We start from the raw sequence: 17,335 nt of genomic DNA, 5'->3' as shown, positions 1-17,335 counted from the left end.
ACCCTCGTGGGACGCGACCCGGTCAACGGGCGGATGAGCACGGTCGGCGTCCTGCTGCGCGACGGCGGCGGCTCGCTCGTCACCGACTTCACGATCTCGCACACCGTCCGCGCCGAAGGGGATCGCATCGTCATCGACGCGAGGGGCGGCGACGACGTCATCGACGCGGGCGGGCTGGGCGACGCCGATCCGACCGACGGCGTGCTCTTCCCCGACCTCGTCGCCATCGAGATCCGCGCCGGACCCGGCGACGACGTCCTCGTGGGCACGCCGTACAACGACCTCCTCGACAGCGGCGTCGGCAACGACACCGTGACGGGAGGCGACGGGCTCGACCAGTTCTTCGACGCGAGCCCGGCCGGGGAGATCGACACCCTCGTCGAGATCCAGGACCGGGACATCGCGCTCTTCAACGACACGTTCGTGACAGGGGTCCTCCTCAAGGACAGCGGCTCCCTCGGCTTCGCCGCCGGCGAGACGGTCCAGACGGAATCCGATCTCGCGAGCCGCATCACGAACGAGGACGATCCCGACTTCAACATCGCGAACCGGGGCGATCGCTGGGCCGCCGGGGCCATCGTCGAGGACATCAAGGGCCTCTTCGAGCGCGCGGTGATCTCGGGCGGCGCCGGGAACAACACCCTCGTCGTCAACGACTCGGACAACGTCATCCACCTGGTCGGCGCGGCCGACCGCACCGTCCAGCCGTGGCAGGGGCGCGTCACCCTCGACAACCTCGGCAACAGCTCCGCCGACGTCGAGCACTACATCGTCACGATCCCGCTGAACAACGCGGGGCGCATCGAGATCGCCGACAGCGGCGGCACCTCGGGCGTCGATCGGCTCGTCGTGAACGGCACGCCGCTCGCCGACAACATCGCGCTGAACGCGGCCGGGAGCGGCTCGTTCCGCGTCGGCACCGTCGTCGCCCGCACGATCTCGAGCACGCTGGTGAGCTACCGCGGCGTCGAGAGCGTGCTCGTGAGCACCTTCGGCGGCGACGACCAGATCCAGGTCGACGACACCGTCGTGCCGACGGTGATCACTATGGGCACGGGCGACGACAATATCTCGATCGGCACCGTCCCGCTGATCCCGGACAAGGGGAACCGCACCCTCGAGTTCCCGGACGGCGTCCCGGTGGCCGACCTCGAGAACATGACGAACGGGAACTCGGCGACGCTCTTCGTCCTCGGCGAGGCGCAGAACGACCGCTTCGAGGTGAACCACAACCGCGGCAATCTCTTCCTGCACGGCGGCTCGGGGAATGATCGCTTCCTCCTCAAGACCTTCCTCGTCCTCCGCGAGAACGCGAACGACCCCGACGAGATCACGAACCTGTCGCAGCTCTTCGGTGGCACCGGCGTGAACCGGTACGACTACCTCCAGAACGCGCCGGTCAACATCAACGGTGGCCCCGGCGTCGACACCGTCGTCGTCGTGGGCACGCCGATCGGCGACATCTTCGTCATCACCGACACGTACATCGCCGGCGCGGGCCGCATCGTGACCTTCAAGAACATCGAGGCGGTGGAGGTGGACGGCGGCGGCGGCCCGGATCAGATCTACGTCCTCGCGACAGGGAAGAACTTCGAGACGACGATCGACGGCGGATCGGGCGACGACACGATCCACATCGGGGGCGATCACCCGCCGCTGATCTTCAACCCGCCGCCCTTCACGTACGTGCCGCCGCCCGTCGAGATCGCGCTGCCGCCTGCGGCCGTGACCACGGATCAGACCCTCGATCTCACGCGGAACGCACCCTTCGTCTTCCAGGTGAGCCTGGCGCAGTTCCTGGACGCGGTGGTCCGGACGGGAGGGCAGGCGGCGGCCATCGAGGACCTGGCGGGCCGCGTCGCCGACGGGATCGGCGGCTTCCTCCAGGCGTTCCTGCCGCGGGCCCGCTACATCTCGAAGGACCTCGCGGGCGTGTCCGCCCAGATCCGCTTCGATATCTTCTTCGCCTTCCTCTTCCAGCCGACGATCGAGATCTCCGTCCAGACGCTGCGGATCCACTACCAGACCGTCCAGCTCATCCAGCGCACGCAGCTCGTGCAGCCGGCGCCGGTCGTCGTCGATCCGCCCCCCTTCGCCTTCAAGGCCGATCGAAGCCTCGACGCGTCGAAGTTCGTCGGCCGGCTGACGATCATCGGCGGCGAGGAGGCCGAGGGGAGCGGCGACAGGGTCATCTTCCACGACCAGAGCGGGCCGACCCCGAACGACGGGAAGGACAACGACCGCGACGGCCAGGTGGACGAGCCCGGCGAGCTGAACGGGTTCTTGCGCACCCGGACGATCCCGAGGCTCGTCCAGGTCGGCGAGCTCGTCCTCCCGATGAACGCCGACGGCGTCGACAACAACCACGACGGCGTGGTGGACGAGCCGACCGAGGGGATCGACGGCGTCGACAACGACGGGAACGGGATCATCGACGAGCCGAACGAGCTGAGCGCGATCCCGCTCTTCGACCAGGACAGCGACCCCAGCCGCCTCACCGATCACGTCGACAACAACGGCAACGGCCTCATCGACGAGCCCGGCGAGAACCTCCTCTTCGACACGTCGCTGAGCCTCGAGGGGCTCGGCATCCCGATCGACCCGACGATGGGCCGGAAGGCGTTCGACACGGTGAAGGTCGCCGCCGGCCTCGACGTCCGCTACCACGGGATCGAGCTCCAGCAGATCGAGGGACTCGAGCTTCGCCTCGGGGACGGCGCCGACAACTTCACCGTCGAGGACGCCCCCGCCGACCTCGCGCTGACGATCTACGCGGGCGGCGGCGACGACGTCATCAATCTGCAGGCGGCCGGCGCGCACACCGAGATCCACGGCGGCGCGGGCAACGACACGATCCACATCGGCGCCGGGGACCTGAACCGCATCCTCCCGCGCCTCGTCATCGACGGCGACGACCACCTGGTCGAGACGCAGGTGCCGTTCCTGGTGACGAACTTCAGCCCGAACGTGCTCGGCAACCTCCCCATCGTGCTCACGGAAACCGAGACGGCGGGCCTCGGGTTCACGCTGCGGCCGATCGTCGAGCCCAACCCGGCGAACCCGGCGGCGCTGCGGGTCTGGATCGTCGTGCAGGACCCGGTCACGGGGCAGATCGTCGAGGACGACGTGCAGCAGTTCGGCCTGCCGGAGTTCGCGATCCAGAAGCGCGACGGGCTCGCGAACCGGCTCTTCTTCGACCTGGACGGCCGCGAGACGGTCGACGCGACCATCACCGGCGTGCCGGTCCTCGTGGCGATCACCAACGACCAGATCGCCGACTTCCTCACGGACCCTGCCGGCCATCCGCTGCCCGCGGGATCCGAGGAGATCTACCTCGACCCGGCCGGCAACAAGGTGATCGGCGCGACGAACCCCGGCGGGGGGACGCGCCCGCGATCGTTCGTCACCGATTTCGAGCGCGGCAGCCCGCTGTACCTCGCGAACGGCATCCGCCAGCTCGGCGTGACGGCCACACCGGCCACGATCACCACGAACCGCCTGCGCGTCGTCCCGTGGAACGAGACCAGGGACGTGATCGTCACCCCGGCCGACGATCCGACGCTCGCGGGGATCGACACGCTCGTCGTCGATAGCGGAGCGGACGTGACGGCCACGGGCGCGGGGGCCGCGCTGACAGGCGTCGTCGACTCGTTCGTGATTCCGGTCGACGTCCTCTCGGGCGGCCTGCCGGTCTTCTTCAACGGCGCGACGGGGACGATCGTGAACGGCACCCTCCTGGTCACGTCGGTGGACGCCGCGGGACAGCCCCTCTCGCCGGTGGCGATGACGTACGCGGGGGGGGAGCCGGTCGTCGATCCCTTCAGCTTCCAGCCGCTCGTGTACGCGGGCGGCGAGCCAATCCTCGACCTGCTGACGAAGGCTCCGGTCCGGGATCCCTTCGGCAACCCGCTCTTCCACAAGGCGGGCGAGCCGATCCTGCACTTCAAGGGTGACCCGGCCGTCCACCTGAACGGCGACATCCGGCGCTACCTCGGCGGCGAGCTCGTCTTCGACGAGAACGGCCAGCTCGTCCCGAACCCGGTGAAGGTGAAGGGGAGCCCGACGCTCGTCTTCGACCAGCGGCCGGGGAGCGACACCATCACGCGGACCGACACGCGCAGCTTTGTCGTCGACGGTTTCGCGGCGGGCGACACGATCCGCGTGACCGGAACGGCGCTGAACGACGGCCTCTACACCATCGGCGCCATTGACCCGACCGAAAAGGTGGTCACCCTCATCGCGACCGACAACCTGAGGGACGAGACGCGGGCGGGGGCCACCGTCGAGCAGCTCTTCAAGCACACGGGCGGCCAGGCGATCATCCACGATCGGCGCGAGTCGGTCCTCGATCTGATCTCCGGCCAGGGAGCGCGCGTCGCGCCGGGCACCTCCTACGCTCCGCCCACCTTCGACTTCAAGGGAGGCGCGGCGAGGACGCGCGTCCTCGAGCTCGGTGCGCTGGCCGGCTTCTCCTACCAGCTCGCGGCGGGCGACGTCGTCGGCGTCACCCTCTTCCGCGGCGCCGACATCGAGAGCCTCGGATCGGTCACGCTCGGCGGGGCGGCCGCGACCTCGACCGCGCTCTTCTCGGTCACGCGCGCCGCGAACACGATCACGCTCGCCACCTCGATCGACCTGGCGGCCGTGGACGCGGTGAAGATCACGATCGCCACCCCGGCCGTCCACACCGCAGCGGATCCGAAGCTCTACTTCGGCGACGAGATCGTCCAGGTGGGCCAGCCCCTCACCGACGTCCAGGGGAACCTCGTCCTCGACGACACGGGCCAGGTCGTCCTCTACTCCGAGGCGACGATCGGCAAGAACTTCACCGAGGCCTTCTCCTACTTCGGCATCGGGGACAAGGACGGGATCGACAACGACCACGACGGGACGATCGACGAAGGGGACGAGAAGCTCCTCAAGGACGTCTTCACCCTCTCGAAGACGCCGCTGAACCCCTCCGCCTTCTTCACCGTCACCGTGTCGGGCCAGGCCCTCGCCCCCTCCGAGTTCACCGTGTCGGGCACCACGCTGACCCTCACGCCGGCGGCGCGTCCCACCGAGGGGGCGCAGGTCGTCGTGACGTACCGCCTGTCGCTCCGGTCGCACCGCCGCGGCGAACCGGTCTACGTCGCCGACGGCAGCGGCGGCTTCGTCATCGCGACGCACGCCGCCGGGGATCCGAAGCTCACGCTGGGGAACGAGGCGCTGGCGTACTTCGGCGGCGAGACGTCGTTCTTCACCGATGCCGATCGGCGGGTGACGACGCGGGAGTATCACCGCATCCTCGTGACGGGCGTGAACGACACGGCGCCGATCCAGGGAGGCGGGACGAAGACGATCGAGGTGAACGGCATGCCCGGGGAGATCTTCTTCCGCGGCATCGACGCCGTCTCGCTGACCACGGGCGACGGGGACGATCTGCTCACGATCGTGAGGACGCACCTCCCGAGCGAGGGGCCGCAGGCCGAGGCCTTCACCCTGGATGTCTCGACCTCGGGCGGCGACGACCGGGTCGCGGTGCGCGCGCTCGCGGCGGCCGCGTCGGTCGATCTCGGGGCCGGCGACGACGTCCTGAGCGTGGGCTCACAGGCCGGCCTCTGGGAGACCAACCCGCAGACGGGGGCGCAGGACTTCATCAACGTCCTCGGCGTGGTCGACGAGCTCGACGCGATGCTGACGGCGAGCGGCGGCGCGGGGGCCGACCAGCTCAACGTCGACGACACCGCCGACGCCACCGACAACACCGGTCGGTTGAGCGTCACGCACCTCGGCGGCCTCGGCATGTCCACGCCGGGCGGCATCGACTACTTCACCTTCGAGGATCTGAACGTCGATCTCGGATCCGGCGACGACAGCTTCCTCATCCTCGGCACGCACCACGGCACGACGAAGGTCGAGGGGCGCCCCGGGCGCGACCTGTTCAACATCCGGATGATCGAGGGGCAGACCACGATCGCGGGGGACGGCCTGGTTCCCGTTCTCAACTACGGCCCGCTGGGGACGCGCCGCGTGGACGGCCAGCCCTTCCTGAACACGCTCGCGACCGGCGGCCAGGACGACATCGTGAACGTCGGCGGCCGCGCGGGGGTCGGCGGGCTGAACTTCCTCGGCGTCGTGAACTTCATCATGGCCCCGCTGATCGTCGACGGGAGCGGCCAGAGCGACATCGACCGGCTGAACGTGGACGACAGCGGCGAGACGGTGGACGAAGTGGGGGCGCGCCGCGGCGTGCTGACCTCGACGACCCTCACCGGCCTCGGCATGACGCAGGGAATCACCTACACGAACATCGAGGCCGTGCACGTGATGCTCGGCCGGGGGAACGACGCCTTCCACATCGTCTCGACCATCCCGGGGACCACGCGCGTGAGCGGCGGGCCCGGGAACGACACCTTCACGGTGGACACGATCGCGGGCGGCACCGAGATCGAGGGGGACGACCCGGTCGTCCCGGGCACCGAGATCCACACGGTGATCGAGACCGATTACGTCGTGGCGTTCCGGATCTTTGACAGCAGGGCGGCCATCGGCGTGAAGATTGACGGCGTGGCGCAGACCTTCGGGGTCGACTACTCGTTCGTCGAGGGGACGAAGATCATCCACTTCGCGAACGAGATCCTCGGGCCGTCGAACGTCGAGATCACGTACTCGACCAACGTCGTCTTCGGCGCGGCGCGGACGGCTCTGACGGGCGTCACCTACGACGACACGTTCGTGGTCAACGTCGACGCGACCGGGGCCGAGACGCGCCGCAACGGCATGGGCGCCCTGCTGAGCATGGACGGCCAGAAGGGGAGCGACGCGACGTCGATCTTCCTCGCGGGCGCGGAAGCCGCGCCCGGGATGCCGATCTCCATCATCGACGTCCACGACTCGGGCGATCCGGCCGACGGGACCGACAAGCTCGACATCTACGGCGTCGACGACGAGATCGTCGGCGACCGGTTCCTCCTGAGGGCCGCCAGCGAGACGCCCATCTCAATCGGCGGCGTGCTCCTCCCGATGCGCCGCGCCTTCGTGGCCCTCATCCCCGAGGTGACGGTCAGCATGACGGCGACCGCGGAGCGCGTGAACTACGACTTCACGCTGAACCGCGGCCTCCAGGTTCACGGCCTCAAGGGGGACGACTCCTTCGCGCTCGACGACGTCGCGACGCTCGCGACGGTGGACGGCGGCGACGGCGACGACTCGTTCCAGGTCGGTCAGATTTTCCAGTCGGAGCGCGAGTTCCCGAAGATCCCGTTCAAGGACGATGTCTTCGACACGGTCGAGACGACGCGCGGCTTCCTGAGCAACGGCATCAGCCAGGACACGACGATCAACGGCGGACACGGGAACGACCGCTTCGTGGTCTTCCACAACCTCGCGAATCTGATCCTGAACGGCGACTCGGGGAACGACTCGTTCTCGGTGCGCGCCTTCGCCCTCAAGGGATCGCAAGCGATCGACCCGGCCCAGAAGGTCACCGACATCAACGGCGGCCTCGGCTCGGACTTCGTCGAGTACAGCGCCAACGCGCCGGTCAACATCGACGGCGGCCCCGGCTCCGACAAGGTCGTCATCATCGGGACGGAGTTCAGCGACACCTTCGTCGTCACGAAGGACGGGGTGTTCGGCGCCGGCCTCTTCGTCCAGTTCGTGGGCGTCGAGTCGCTGGACGTCGACGGGATGGAGGGGAACGACCGGTTCGTCGTCTACTCCACGAGCCAGTTCCTCAGCACGACGATCTTCGGCGGGCTGGGGAGCGACACCGTCGAGGTGGGGGGCTCGGTCGACGGCCAGGCGGTCGCCGTGAGCGCGAAGGACCTCCGCGGCCACTCGGGGCTGATCCTCCACTCGGTGGAGACCACCGACCCGGCGTTCAAGGACGCGGTCGTCGAGGGGATCTCCGCCGACGTCGCCGACAACGACGAGGCGGCCGTGGTCGTCACGCCGCTGAGCGTGCAGCGCGTCTTCGAGGGAGCCACGGGCGCCATATTCCCGGGCCGGCTCCAGGACCAGGGGGTGGTCTTCGCCGTCTACTCCGTCGTCCTGACCCGCATCCCGCAGGATCCCGATCCGGCCAAGCGAAAGGTCTTCGTCACCATCACGCCCAACGAGAACACCGCCGAGGAGCTGGCGGCGGGGGCGCGCGGGGTCCTCGTGACCGACGATCCCTCGAAGGCGCCGGTCGAGTCGCTCGTCATCACCTTCACCGAGTTCGACTACTTCGAGCCGCGCCTCATCTACGTGATCGCGGCCGCCGACAACGTCCCCGAGGGAATCCAGAAGCAGGTCGCCGAGACCTTCGCCTTCCCCGGCGGCGTCACGGGCGCGTTCGTCCTCGCGCGCACCCCCGACTCGGTCGAGAGGATCGAGATCGACGGCCAGCGGATCCGCTCCACCGAGTTCACGGTCACGGGGCGCACGATCGACCTCAACCTCCTCGCGCCGCGCGCGCCGGGAGCGGTCGTCTCGATCGAGTACCTGCTCCCGGACGGGGCGCTCAGCTTCGAGTCGGTGCGCCACAGCATCTCGGGCGACAGCGCCATCAACTACGTCGACGCGAAGATCCCGCTCATGACCTTCGAGGTCGTGGACGACGACGCCGCGGGGGTGGTCGTGCTCCCGGCCGACCCGGCCACGGGGCTCCAGGACGACGGGACGTTCGCCTTCGAGGGAGGCGCCTCGGACGCGTACCTCGTGAAGATCACGAAGCGCCCGAACCCGGGCGAGGTCGTGAAGGTGAAGTTCCTCACCGACGCCCAGGTGAGCCTCAGCTTCCACGGCGCCCCGGTGACGGAGCTCACCTTCGACGAGAACGACTGGGCCACGGATCGCCTCGTCCTCATCAACGCGGTGAACGACACGGTGGTCGAGGGGACGCAGATCTCGACGATCCGGCACACCGTCGAGTCCTCCTTCGGCGCCGCGTCGGCCTACTTCGACCTGACGGTCCAGGATCTCGACGCGAAGGTCCTCGACGACGACATCGGCTCGGTCCTCATCCGGCAGACCGCCGGCTCCACGCGCGTCTACGAGACGGTCTCCGCGTCGAACCCGCTCTTCGGCGACTTCTACACCGTCGTCCTGACGAAGCAGCCCACGCTGGCGAGCGTCGACGTCGTCATCCGGCCCGACTTCACGCAGACCGGCGGCGAGCTGAAGCAGAGCGCTCTCTTCGGCGCCATCGGCAACCCGGCGACGTTCACGGCGTTCCTCGCGCTCCAGAAGGATCCGACGCTCATCGTGCAGGTGAAGATCGACGGCCGGAAGCTCTCGCGCGGGCTCCTCTCGACCGACACGGCCGACTTCGGGACGCTGGCCGGCGGGGTCATGACCCTCTCGAAGCTGCCGAGCCAGCTCCTGTCGGTGACGATCGGCGGGCGGCTCCTCGGGAAGAGCGAGTACAGCCTCGCCGGAAGCGTCCTCACGCTGAGCCCGCTCCGCCCGCCCGCGGCGGCGGATGAGGTGAGCGTGTCGTACCTCAGGGACGCGGAGTTCCGGCTCGACGGGCAGACGCTGGTCCTCACCCCCGACCATAGCCATCCGCTCTCGGCCTTCTCGCGCGTCGAGGCCTTCTACCGGTTCGAGAACGGCGAGACGCTCACCGAGGTCGCCGACTTCGCGACCCTTCCGGGCGGCCTCCTCGAGCTCTCGCGCGATCCGACCCGCATCGAGATGGTCACGATCGACAGCCGCATCCTCGACCGCTCGGAGTACGCGCTCAGCGGGCGGACGCTGAGCTTCGCCACCGCGACGGTGCCCAACCCCGCCGCGAAGGTGTCGGTGACGTACCGGACCGGCGACGCGCGCCAGGTCATCGTCGCCCTCATGGACGCGAACGGGAACGTCGCCGCGGAGAGCGAGACCGAGCTGAGGCTCACCTTCACGTCGGCCGACTGGAACCAGCCCAAGCTCATCCGCGTGAGGGCGGTCGACGACAACACGATCGACGGCGACGAGGTGCAGGTCTTCGCCCCGGCGCCGAGGCTCCTCGACGACATCCGCGGGCCGCTCAAGGTGGTCGGCGGTGTCGATCCCGACGCGGACCGGTCGATCCCCGAGCCGAAGCTGTACCTCTTCGTGCCCGGGATCGGGACGCGAGGAGAGACCGATCCGCACGAGTTCGTCCCCGACGACAACCCGAACTTCCGCGCTGTCGAGGCCGAGCAGATCGACGTGCTGAACGTGCTCGACAACGACAGCGTGGGCGGGCGCGTGGGCGGCATGACCGACTCGCGCATCTTCGGGCTCGGGATGGGCGGCGACCGCGTCATCGCCGGCCAGAGGTTCGACGGCGGCATCACCTACACCGACATCGAGATGGTCGGGATCTTCCTCGGCCACGGCTCGGACCGGTTCGTCGTCCAGAGCACCCACGGCGGGACGACGCGCGTGAGCGGCGGCGATCAACGCCGGTTCCTCCCCGAGGCGATCGATGACCAGATCTTCGTCCGCACCATCGCGGGCCCGACCCTCATCGAGGGGGGGACGGGCGACGACGTCATCTCGGTGGGCACGAGCTTCGGCTCGACCCTCTTCGATCGGTCGATCGATCACGCGGCGTCGCCTCTGCGCGGGACGATCGACACGATCGACGGGCTGCTGCGGCTGGACGGCGGGGCCGGCATCGACACCGTCAACCTGGACGACTCTGGGGACCAGAGCTCCGACGTCGCCACGCTGACGGGCGCGACGGTCGACGGACTCGATCTCCAGGACGCCTACGCGCAGACGGTCGAGATCCGGAACGCGAGCGGCGGCCACTTCAGCCTGAAGGTCGGCGCGCACGGCCCGACGACGGGAGACCTGAGGTTCCGGATCGGGGCGCTCGATCTCGAGGCCGTGCTGCGAGGCCTGGGCCTGCCGGGGGTCACCGACGTCGTCGTGAGCCGATCGGGGAACGTCTTCACCATCGGCTTCCTCGGGGACGAGCGGATCGCGTCGCTCGACCTCGCCATCACCGGCGACGTCTCGAACCTGATCGCCGACGCCTCGGGGCTGCCGCCGGTCATCGAGGCCCTCGCCGCGAAGCGATCGCTCGTCCAGACGGTGAAGGTGAACGCCCCTTCCGGCCTCTACACCGTCACGCTCGGCGCGGGGCTGGCGACCTTCGACCTGTCGCCCGGCGATGACCCGCGGACATTCCGCGACAGGCTCATCGACGCCATCCGCAGCACCGGCCTCCTGTCGGCCGAAGGGTTCCTGCCGGGGGTGAAGGACGTCCTCGTGGACCGGGTGGGCGACACGTACCTTGTCACCTACCAGGGACTCCTCCGCGGGGCGCTCGGCGACGCCTACCGGCTGAGCGTGGCGCCGACCTCCGGGTCGAGGAAGACCGGGGCCGGCCGCGCAGAGGTCACCATCAACGCCGTCTCCGGCACCTTCACCCTCTTCGTGGACGGCGCCAACCGGACGTGGGCGCTCCCGTGGAACGCGACGGCCGGCGACGTCGCCACCGCGCTCAACGCGATCCTGGGGATCGCGAGCGTGGCGGTGGTCCGCACGGACCTCGGCGTGGCGCTGCGCGTCTACACCGTCACGAGCCTCCCCGGCGTCGTGGCGGACGCCCTCGTCGTCGACGACCGGAGCCTCGACAACCCGGTGGTCATCGCGGCGCGCCGGAGCGGCATCCACTACGCCGGCGTGGACGTCCTGAACCTCGACCTCGCCGACGGGAACGAGGTCGTCAACGTCCGCGGCACGACGGCCATCACGAACATCTACGGCCACAACGGCGACGAGCGGTACTACGTCTCGTCCCTGGCGGCGATGGACCAGACGTCGTCCCTGACGGCCGACTTCCTCGAGGGGGACCTCGACGACCTTCGCGGCGAGCTCAACATCCACGCGGGAGCCGGCAACCACCTCCTGATGGTGAGCGACGAGTCGTCGGTGACGGGGGATGCGAACGTCGTCATCACCGACAAGCCCCCCGTCCTCGGCGGCGTCCTCCCGTCGCCGTTCGTGCCGGGGGCCGAGATCCAGATCCGCGGCCTCGCCGCCGGCGCCATCAACTTCCAGGCCGCCGCGAACGGCAACTTCGGCCGGCCGCCGCTGAACGGCACGGCGAGCGGCGTCCGCATCTGGACCGGGTACGGCCGCGACGTCATCCGGATCGACGGCACGCATTTCCGGCCGGGGATGCGGACCGCGACCTTCCTCAACACCGGCCTCGGCAACGACGACGTGACGGTCGATCTCGACATCGGGCCGGCGACCGATCCGATGGAGACCGACGGCGGCGACGGATTCTTCGTCCTCGACACGCAGGGGCCGTACGACGCCTTCCTGACCTACCCCGACAGCGACACCGTCGTGGCCTCGAACTCGACGCTGCCTCTCGTCATCTTCGGCGGCCAGGGTCGCGACACGATCATCGGCGGGCAGTCCGACGACGTGATCTTCGGCGACCGCGGGCGCGTCCTGTACTTCGCGAATCCGGCGGCGACGATCGACCTCACGCTGCCCCTCTCCGCCCTCGAGGCGATGGCGGCGGCGGTTCTCGGCCACGGCGGCGCGGGCGACCGGATCGACGGCGTCGTGCGACCGATCACCTTCGCGCTGACGGTCGATCCGACCGTGGGCGGCGACGACGCCATCCGCGGCAGCGACACGGCCAACGCGGCGCTCAAGGACGAGGACCTGATCTTCGGCGGCGGGAACGACGACATCGCGGGCGATCCGACGCGCGAGACGATCCTCGCGGCCGAGGACGACGACGTGGTCTTCGGCGACTACGGCCGCGCCGTGTACACGAACGGCCTTGCGACGCGACTCGAGAGCACCGACCCCGCCCGCGGCGGCGACGACGTCATCCAGGGGAACGCCGCCAACGACGTCATCCTCGGGGGGGCCGGCAGCGACCGGATCGACGGCGATTCCGCGCGAGGCAGCCTCGACACCGGCGACGACGTCATCGTGGGCGACAACGCCCTCGTCCTCCTGTGGGATCTCAAGAGCGCGGGGGCGCCGGTCCTCCCCGCGGGCTCGAGCCTGACGACCCCCAGGATCTACTTCGTCGAGACGACGGCGCGCCTCATCGGCGGCGCGGATCGCGTCGCGGCCGGCCCGGGCGAGGACGTCGTGATCGGCGGCGCGGCGGGCGACTTCCTGGACGGCGACGCGGGCGACGACCTGATCTTCGGCGACAACGTCTCCCTCACGCGCCTGACGAGGTACAGGAACTACACGGGCGACCGCTTCCGCACGCTCACGGGGACGCTCCTGTACGACGCGAAGGGCGGGGTCCTGGTGGATTCGACGCCGCGCCTGAACCCGGCGGGGGCCCCGGTGTGGAGCGACTACGCCATCACGATCCTCGACCACTCGAGCGCCGTGCAGGCCGCCGCGCTGAACAACTTCGGCGACGACCAGATCGCGGGCGGCCCGGACGACGACGTGATCTTCGGCCAGCTCGGCAACGACGTCATCCAGGGGGACGGCGACCTGAAGGTCGAGGACAATCTGGCGGCGCGCGCTCCGGACGTCTGGGCCGGCCGCGATCCTGCAACGGGCTTCCTCATCGTGCGCCCCTCGTTCGAGGCGGCCACAGACGGAGACGACTACATCGAGGCGAACGGCGGGAACGACGTCGTCTTCGGCGGACTCGGCCAGGACGACATCCTCGGCGGATCGTCGCGCCTCTTCGGCCTCACCGATCCGTCGAGCGCGGCGAACGACCGCGCGCTCCGGCCGGACGGGACCGACCTCATCTTCGGCGGCGCCGGGACCGAGATCGCCCGGAACGACCTCGGAAACCTGTCGGCGCAAGGGCACGCGCGCGACGCCGACACGATCCTCGGCGACAACGGCGACATCTACCGCCTCGTCGGCGTGAACCGCGTCTACGGCGGCGCCTTCCTCGCCTTCCGCTACGACACCTACACCGACGCCCTGCCGGCCGCCCAGAGGCTCGAGATCATCCCGCGGGCGGCGGAGATCCTCGACTACACGCCGGGCGGCATCGACTTCAACGCCCAGGCCGCGGTCCTCGACATCGGCGCGGCCGACGAGATCCACGGCGAGTCGGGGGACGACTTCATCTACGGGACGCGCGGGAACGACGTCCTCTTCGGCGAGGGGCAGGACGACGACCTCATCGGCGGGTACGGGAACGACTGGATCTCGGGCGGCACCGGCGACGACGGCGCGATCGGCGACGACGGGCGCATCTCGACGAGCCGCAACACGCTCCTCGCCACCGGGAGCACGGACCTCTTCGCCGAGCCGATCTACGGCGTCCTCAAGGTCACGGCGGTCGATCTCCGCATCGACATCCCGGGGAACCTCCAGATCGCGATCATCAACGTCTCCGGCGAGCTGAAGAAGACGGTCAACATCGAGCCGTTCAACCTCGGGCCGGCCGGGACGGCGGAGAATCCGCTCTTCAAGCCGACGCGCGATCCGGCCCTCCTCCCCTTCGGCGGCGCCGACGACATCATCTACGGCGGCTGGGGGATGGACTCGCTCCACGGCGCGTCGGGCGACGACGCCATGTCGGGGGCCGAGGCGCTGTCGCTCTTCTACGATCGGCCGTACAACCCGGGGAACGTCCTCCGGTTCGAGCAGACGCGCCCCGAGGAGTTCGCCGCGTACGACGAGAACAACCCGCTCCGGAAGATCTTCGTCGACGCGAACGGCGTCTTCACGGGGAACTCCACCGGGACGCCGTTCCTCCTGAACTTCGATGCGAAGGAGGGGCCGATCGTCGACGCCGCCCTGAACATCCACAGCGACGGCGTGGACCGCATCTTCGGCGATCTCGGCAACGACTGGATCGTCGGCGGCACGGGCCAGGATCACCTCTTCGGCGGCTTCGGGAACGATCTCCTCAACGCCGACGACGATCACGACTCGACGGCGGGGACGGCCGATCCGCTCGCGAACAACGTTCCCGACACCCACGTGACGTACGAGGACATCGCGTACGGCGGCGCCGGGCGCGACGTCCTCATCGCCAACACCGGCGGCGACCGGCTCATCGACTGGGTCGGCGAGTTCAACAGCTACCTGGTTCCCTTCGCGCCGTTCGGGGCCTTTACGATCAGCCGATCCCTGAGCCCGCAGCTCTTCCAGTACCTCTATGACCTGTCGTCCGGGGACGGCGCCGATCCGACGCGCGCCGCCGACGCGGGCACCGATCCGGCGCGTAACGGCGAGCCTCTCGGCGAGATCGGCCTCGTCACCCAGAAGGACTCCTACTGGCAGGATCAGACCGGCGCGCCGGGCGATCCGCAGGCCGGGAACCTCCACGGGGGGAGGAAGGACGTCCTTAGGTCAGCCGCCTTCAACACCGGCAGCTTCTCGAGCTTCGCCCCCGACAGCGGCGTGTGGACCGTCGTGAACGGCGAGCTGCAGGTGGCGGCGGCCTCACTCGGCGGCGACGCGGCGAGCGTCTTCGACGTGGACGTGCAGCTCCCGAGCTACTTCGAGATGCTCGCGACGGTGCGGGTCGTCAAGCCGACGGCCGGCTGGAAGGCGAACGCCTACCTGATCTTCGACTACCAGAGCAAGACCGACTTCAAGTTCGCGGGGCTCAACGGATTCGTCAACAAGCTCCAGATGGGCCATCGGACGGCGGCGGGCTGGATCGTGGACGTTCAGAAGCCCTTCAACGTGAAGTCCGACGTGAACTACTCGCTCATGCTCGCGCTCGATCACAGCACCGCCACGCTGACCGGGGACGGGGGGAGCCAGCTCAGCTTCACCTACGCCCAGCGCATCGTCGACGGCTTCGCGTACGGCCTCAACGCCGGATTCGTCGGCGTCGGCTCCGACAACTCGCGGGGCGCCTACGACGACGTCATCGTCCAGGCGGACTCGAGGCCCGCGACGTTCGACACCACCGAGGACTTCAGCGATGGCGTCGCGAACGTCTTCAAGGGGACGCGCACCGGGAGCTGGACGATATCGGCCGGAAGATGGGGGGCCACGCCGGCCGCGGGGGCCGACCGCGCCGTCTCGCTCGTCGATCTCGGTCTGGCCCGCGGCCTCCAGACCGCGGCGGTTCTCGACCTGTCGGCGACGCTGCGTACGGCCGCCGCCGGTGGCTTCGTCTTCGACTTCTACGGCGTCGACGACTTCAAGTACCTCATCGTGGACGTCCGATCGGGCCTTCTGAAGCTGGGACACTACACCGCGGCCGCCGGGTGGAAGGTGGATGCGCAGGGGGCGGCGCCGATCGCGTCGGGGGTGGACTTCCAGCTCGGCCTGACGTTGAAGGGGACGACGGCCGTCGTGACGCTCGCCGGCTCGACCGCCTTCACCTACGCGTTCAACGGCGTGACGACCTACGGCCGGTTCGGCCTCATGACGGCGCAGGGGACCAGCTCGTTCGACACCGTGAGAATCGTGTCGGACGACCCGGCCCTCACGGGGGTGACGATCACCAGCGTGACCCAGGCCCCGGCCCCGGCCCTGACCGGGACGGCCCTCACGGCGACCGCCCTGATCGGGAGGCTCAGCCCGTCGTCGCCGATCGACTTCTATTCGACGGCGACGGCCACGCGGTGGGCGCCAATCCTGACGCTCGCCCCCCTCGACGACGCGGCGCGCGACCGGGACGACCTGCTCTAGTTCGAGGAGGGGCGATCCCCGGGAAGGGCGAATCGCGTGGTGCACTTCGTCCCCGCGGGAAGCGAGCCCCTCGGGTTCGGCAGCTCGAGGCGGACGCCGATCGTCCCGCTGGCGGGATCCACGACCGGATCGACCACCTTCACCGTCGCGGCGTAGGATCCGAGAATCGGCGCCTCCCACGACACCTTCGCCGACGACCCCACGCGGATCACCCCGAAGAGCTTGAAGGGGACGACGACCTCGATCCTCAGGGGGTCGATCTGGGCCACCTCGAGGATGGGCTTCTCCTCCACGAACTCGCCGGGGGAGTAGTGCCGCTTCACGACGACGCCGTCGATCGGGCTGACGATGGTGCGGAGCTTGAGCCGCTCCTCGGCCTCGCGGACCTCGAGCTTCAGGATCTCGAGCTCTGTCTCCAGCTCGTCCTTGTCGTGGCTCGAGAGCATCTGCTTCTTGTAGAGCGTCTTGTTGCGCTCGACCTTGCGCGCGGCGAAGGCGGCCTTGGCCCTGGCGAGGTCGATGTTCGCGCGCTCGACGTCCGACTTGAGGTAGGCGAGGGGCTGCCCCTTCGTGACGACGTCGCCGCGATCGACGCGGACCTCATCGAGGATCCCCGGCACCGCGCTGCTGATCTTCACGTCGGCGTACGGCTGGACGAGGCATTCGAACTCCTCCGCCCGCGCGGGCGCCCCCCAGGCGGCGAGGGCGGCGGCGGCGAGAAGCGATGGGACTCGGACTCTTCTGGGCATGATCGGCTCCATGGTACGGCATC

The 17,335-nt window shown here is 69.3% G+C and carries 2 protein-coding genes and 4 pseudogenes; 5 read left to right on the top strand and 1 reads right to left on the bottom strand.

Annotation, left to right across the window (positions count from 1 at the left end; translation table 11 throughout):
- Nucleotides 1–33 precede the first annotated feature (33 nt).
- The 5 genes and pseudogenes from HY049_03155 (at nt 34) to HY049_03135 (ending at nt 16,563) form a co-directional block, all read left to right on the top strand.
- A pseudogene (locus tag HY049_03155) lies at nt 34–339 on the top strand (hypothetical protein).
- Between the two features lie 5,016 nt (nt 340–5,355).
- Nucleotides 5,356–12,405, top strand: a pseudogene (locus tag HY049_03150) (hypothetical protein).
- A 69-nt stretch (nt 12,406–12,474) separates the two neighbouring features.
- Nucleotides 12,475–12,870 (top strand): annotated as a pseudogene (locus HY049_03145) (hypothetical protein).
- 639 nt (nt 12,871–13,509) lie between these two features.
- A pseudogene (locus tag HY049_03140) lies at nt 13,510–14,085 on the top strand (hypothetical protein).
- A gap of 360 nt (nt 14,086–14,445) precedes the next feature.
- Entirely contained in the window at nt 14,446–16,563 is a 2,118-nt protein-coding gene (locus HY049_03135; protein ID MBI3447905.1) for a hypothetical protein, read from the top strand.
- Here HY049_03135 and HY049_03130 read toward each other — a convergent pair.
- Nucleotides 16,560–17,312: an efflux RND transporter periplasmic adaptor subunit gene (locus HY049_03130; protein MBI3447904.1), complete on the bottom strand. Its 753-nt coding sequence runs from the start codon at nt 17,310–17,312 to the stop codon at nt 16,560–16,562. The two genes, HY049_03135 and HY049_03130, sit on opposite strands and share 4 nt — an antisense overlap.
- Nucleotides 17,313–17,335 lie beyond the last annotated feature (23 nt).

It is taken from the genome of Acidobacteriota bacterium (assembly GCA_016195325.1).
GTDB lineage: Bacteria > Acidobacteriota > Polarisedimenticolia > JACPZX01 > JACPZX01 > JACPZX01.
This window is presented reverse-complemented; position numbering and strand designations above follow the sequence as displayed.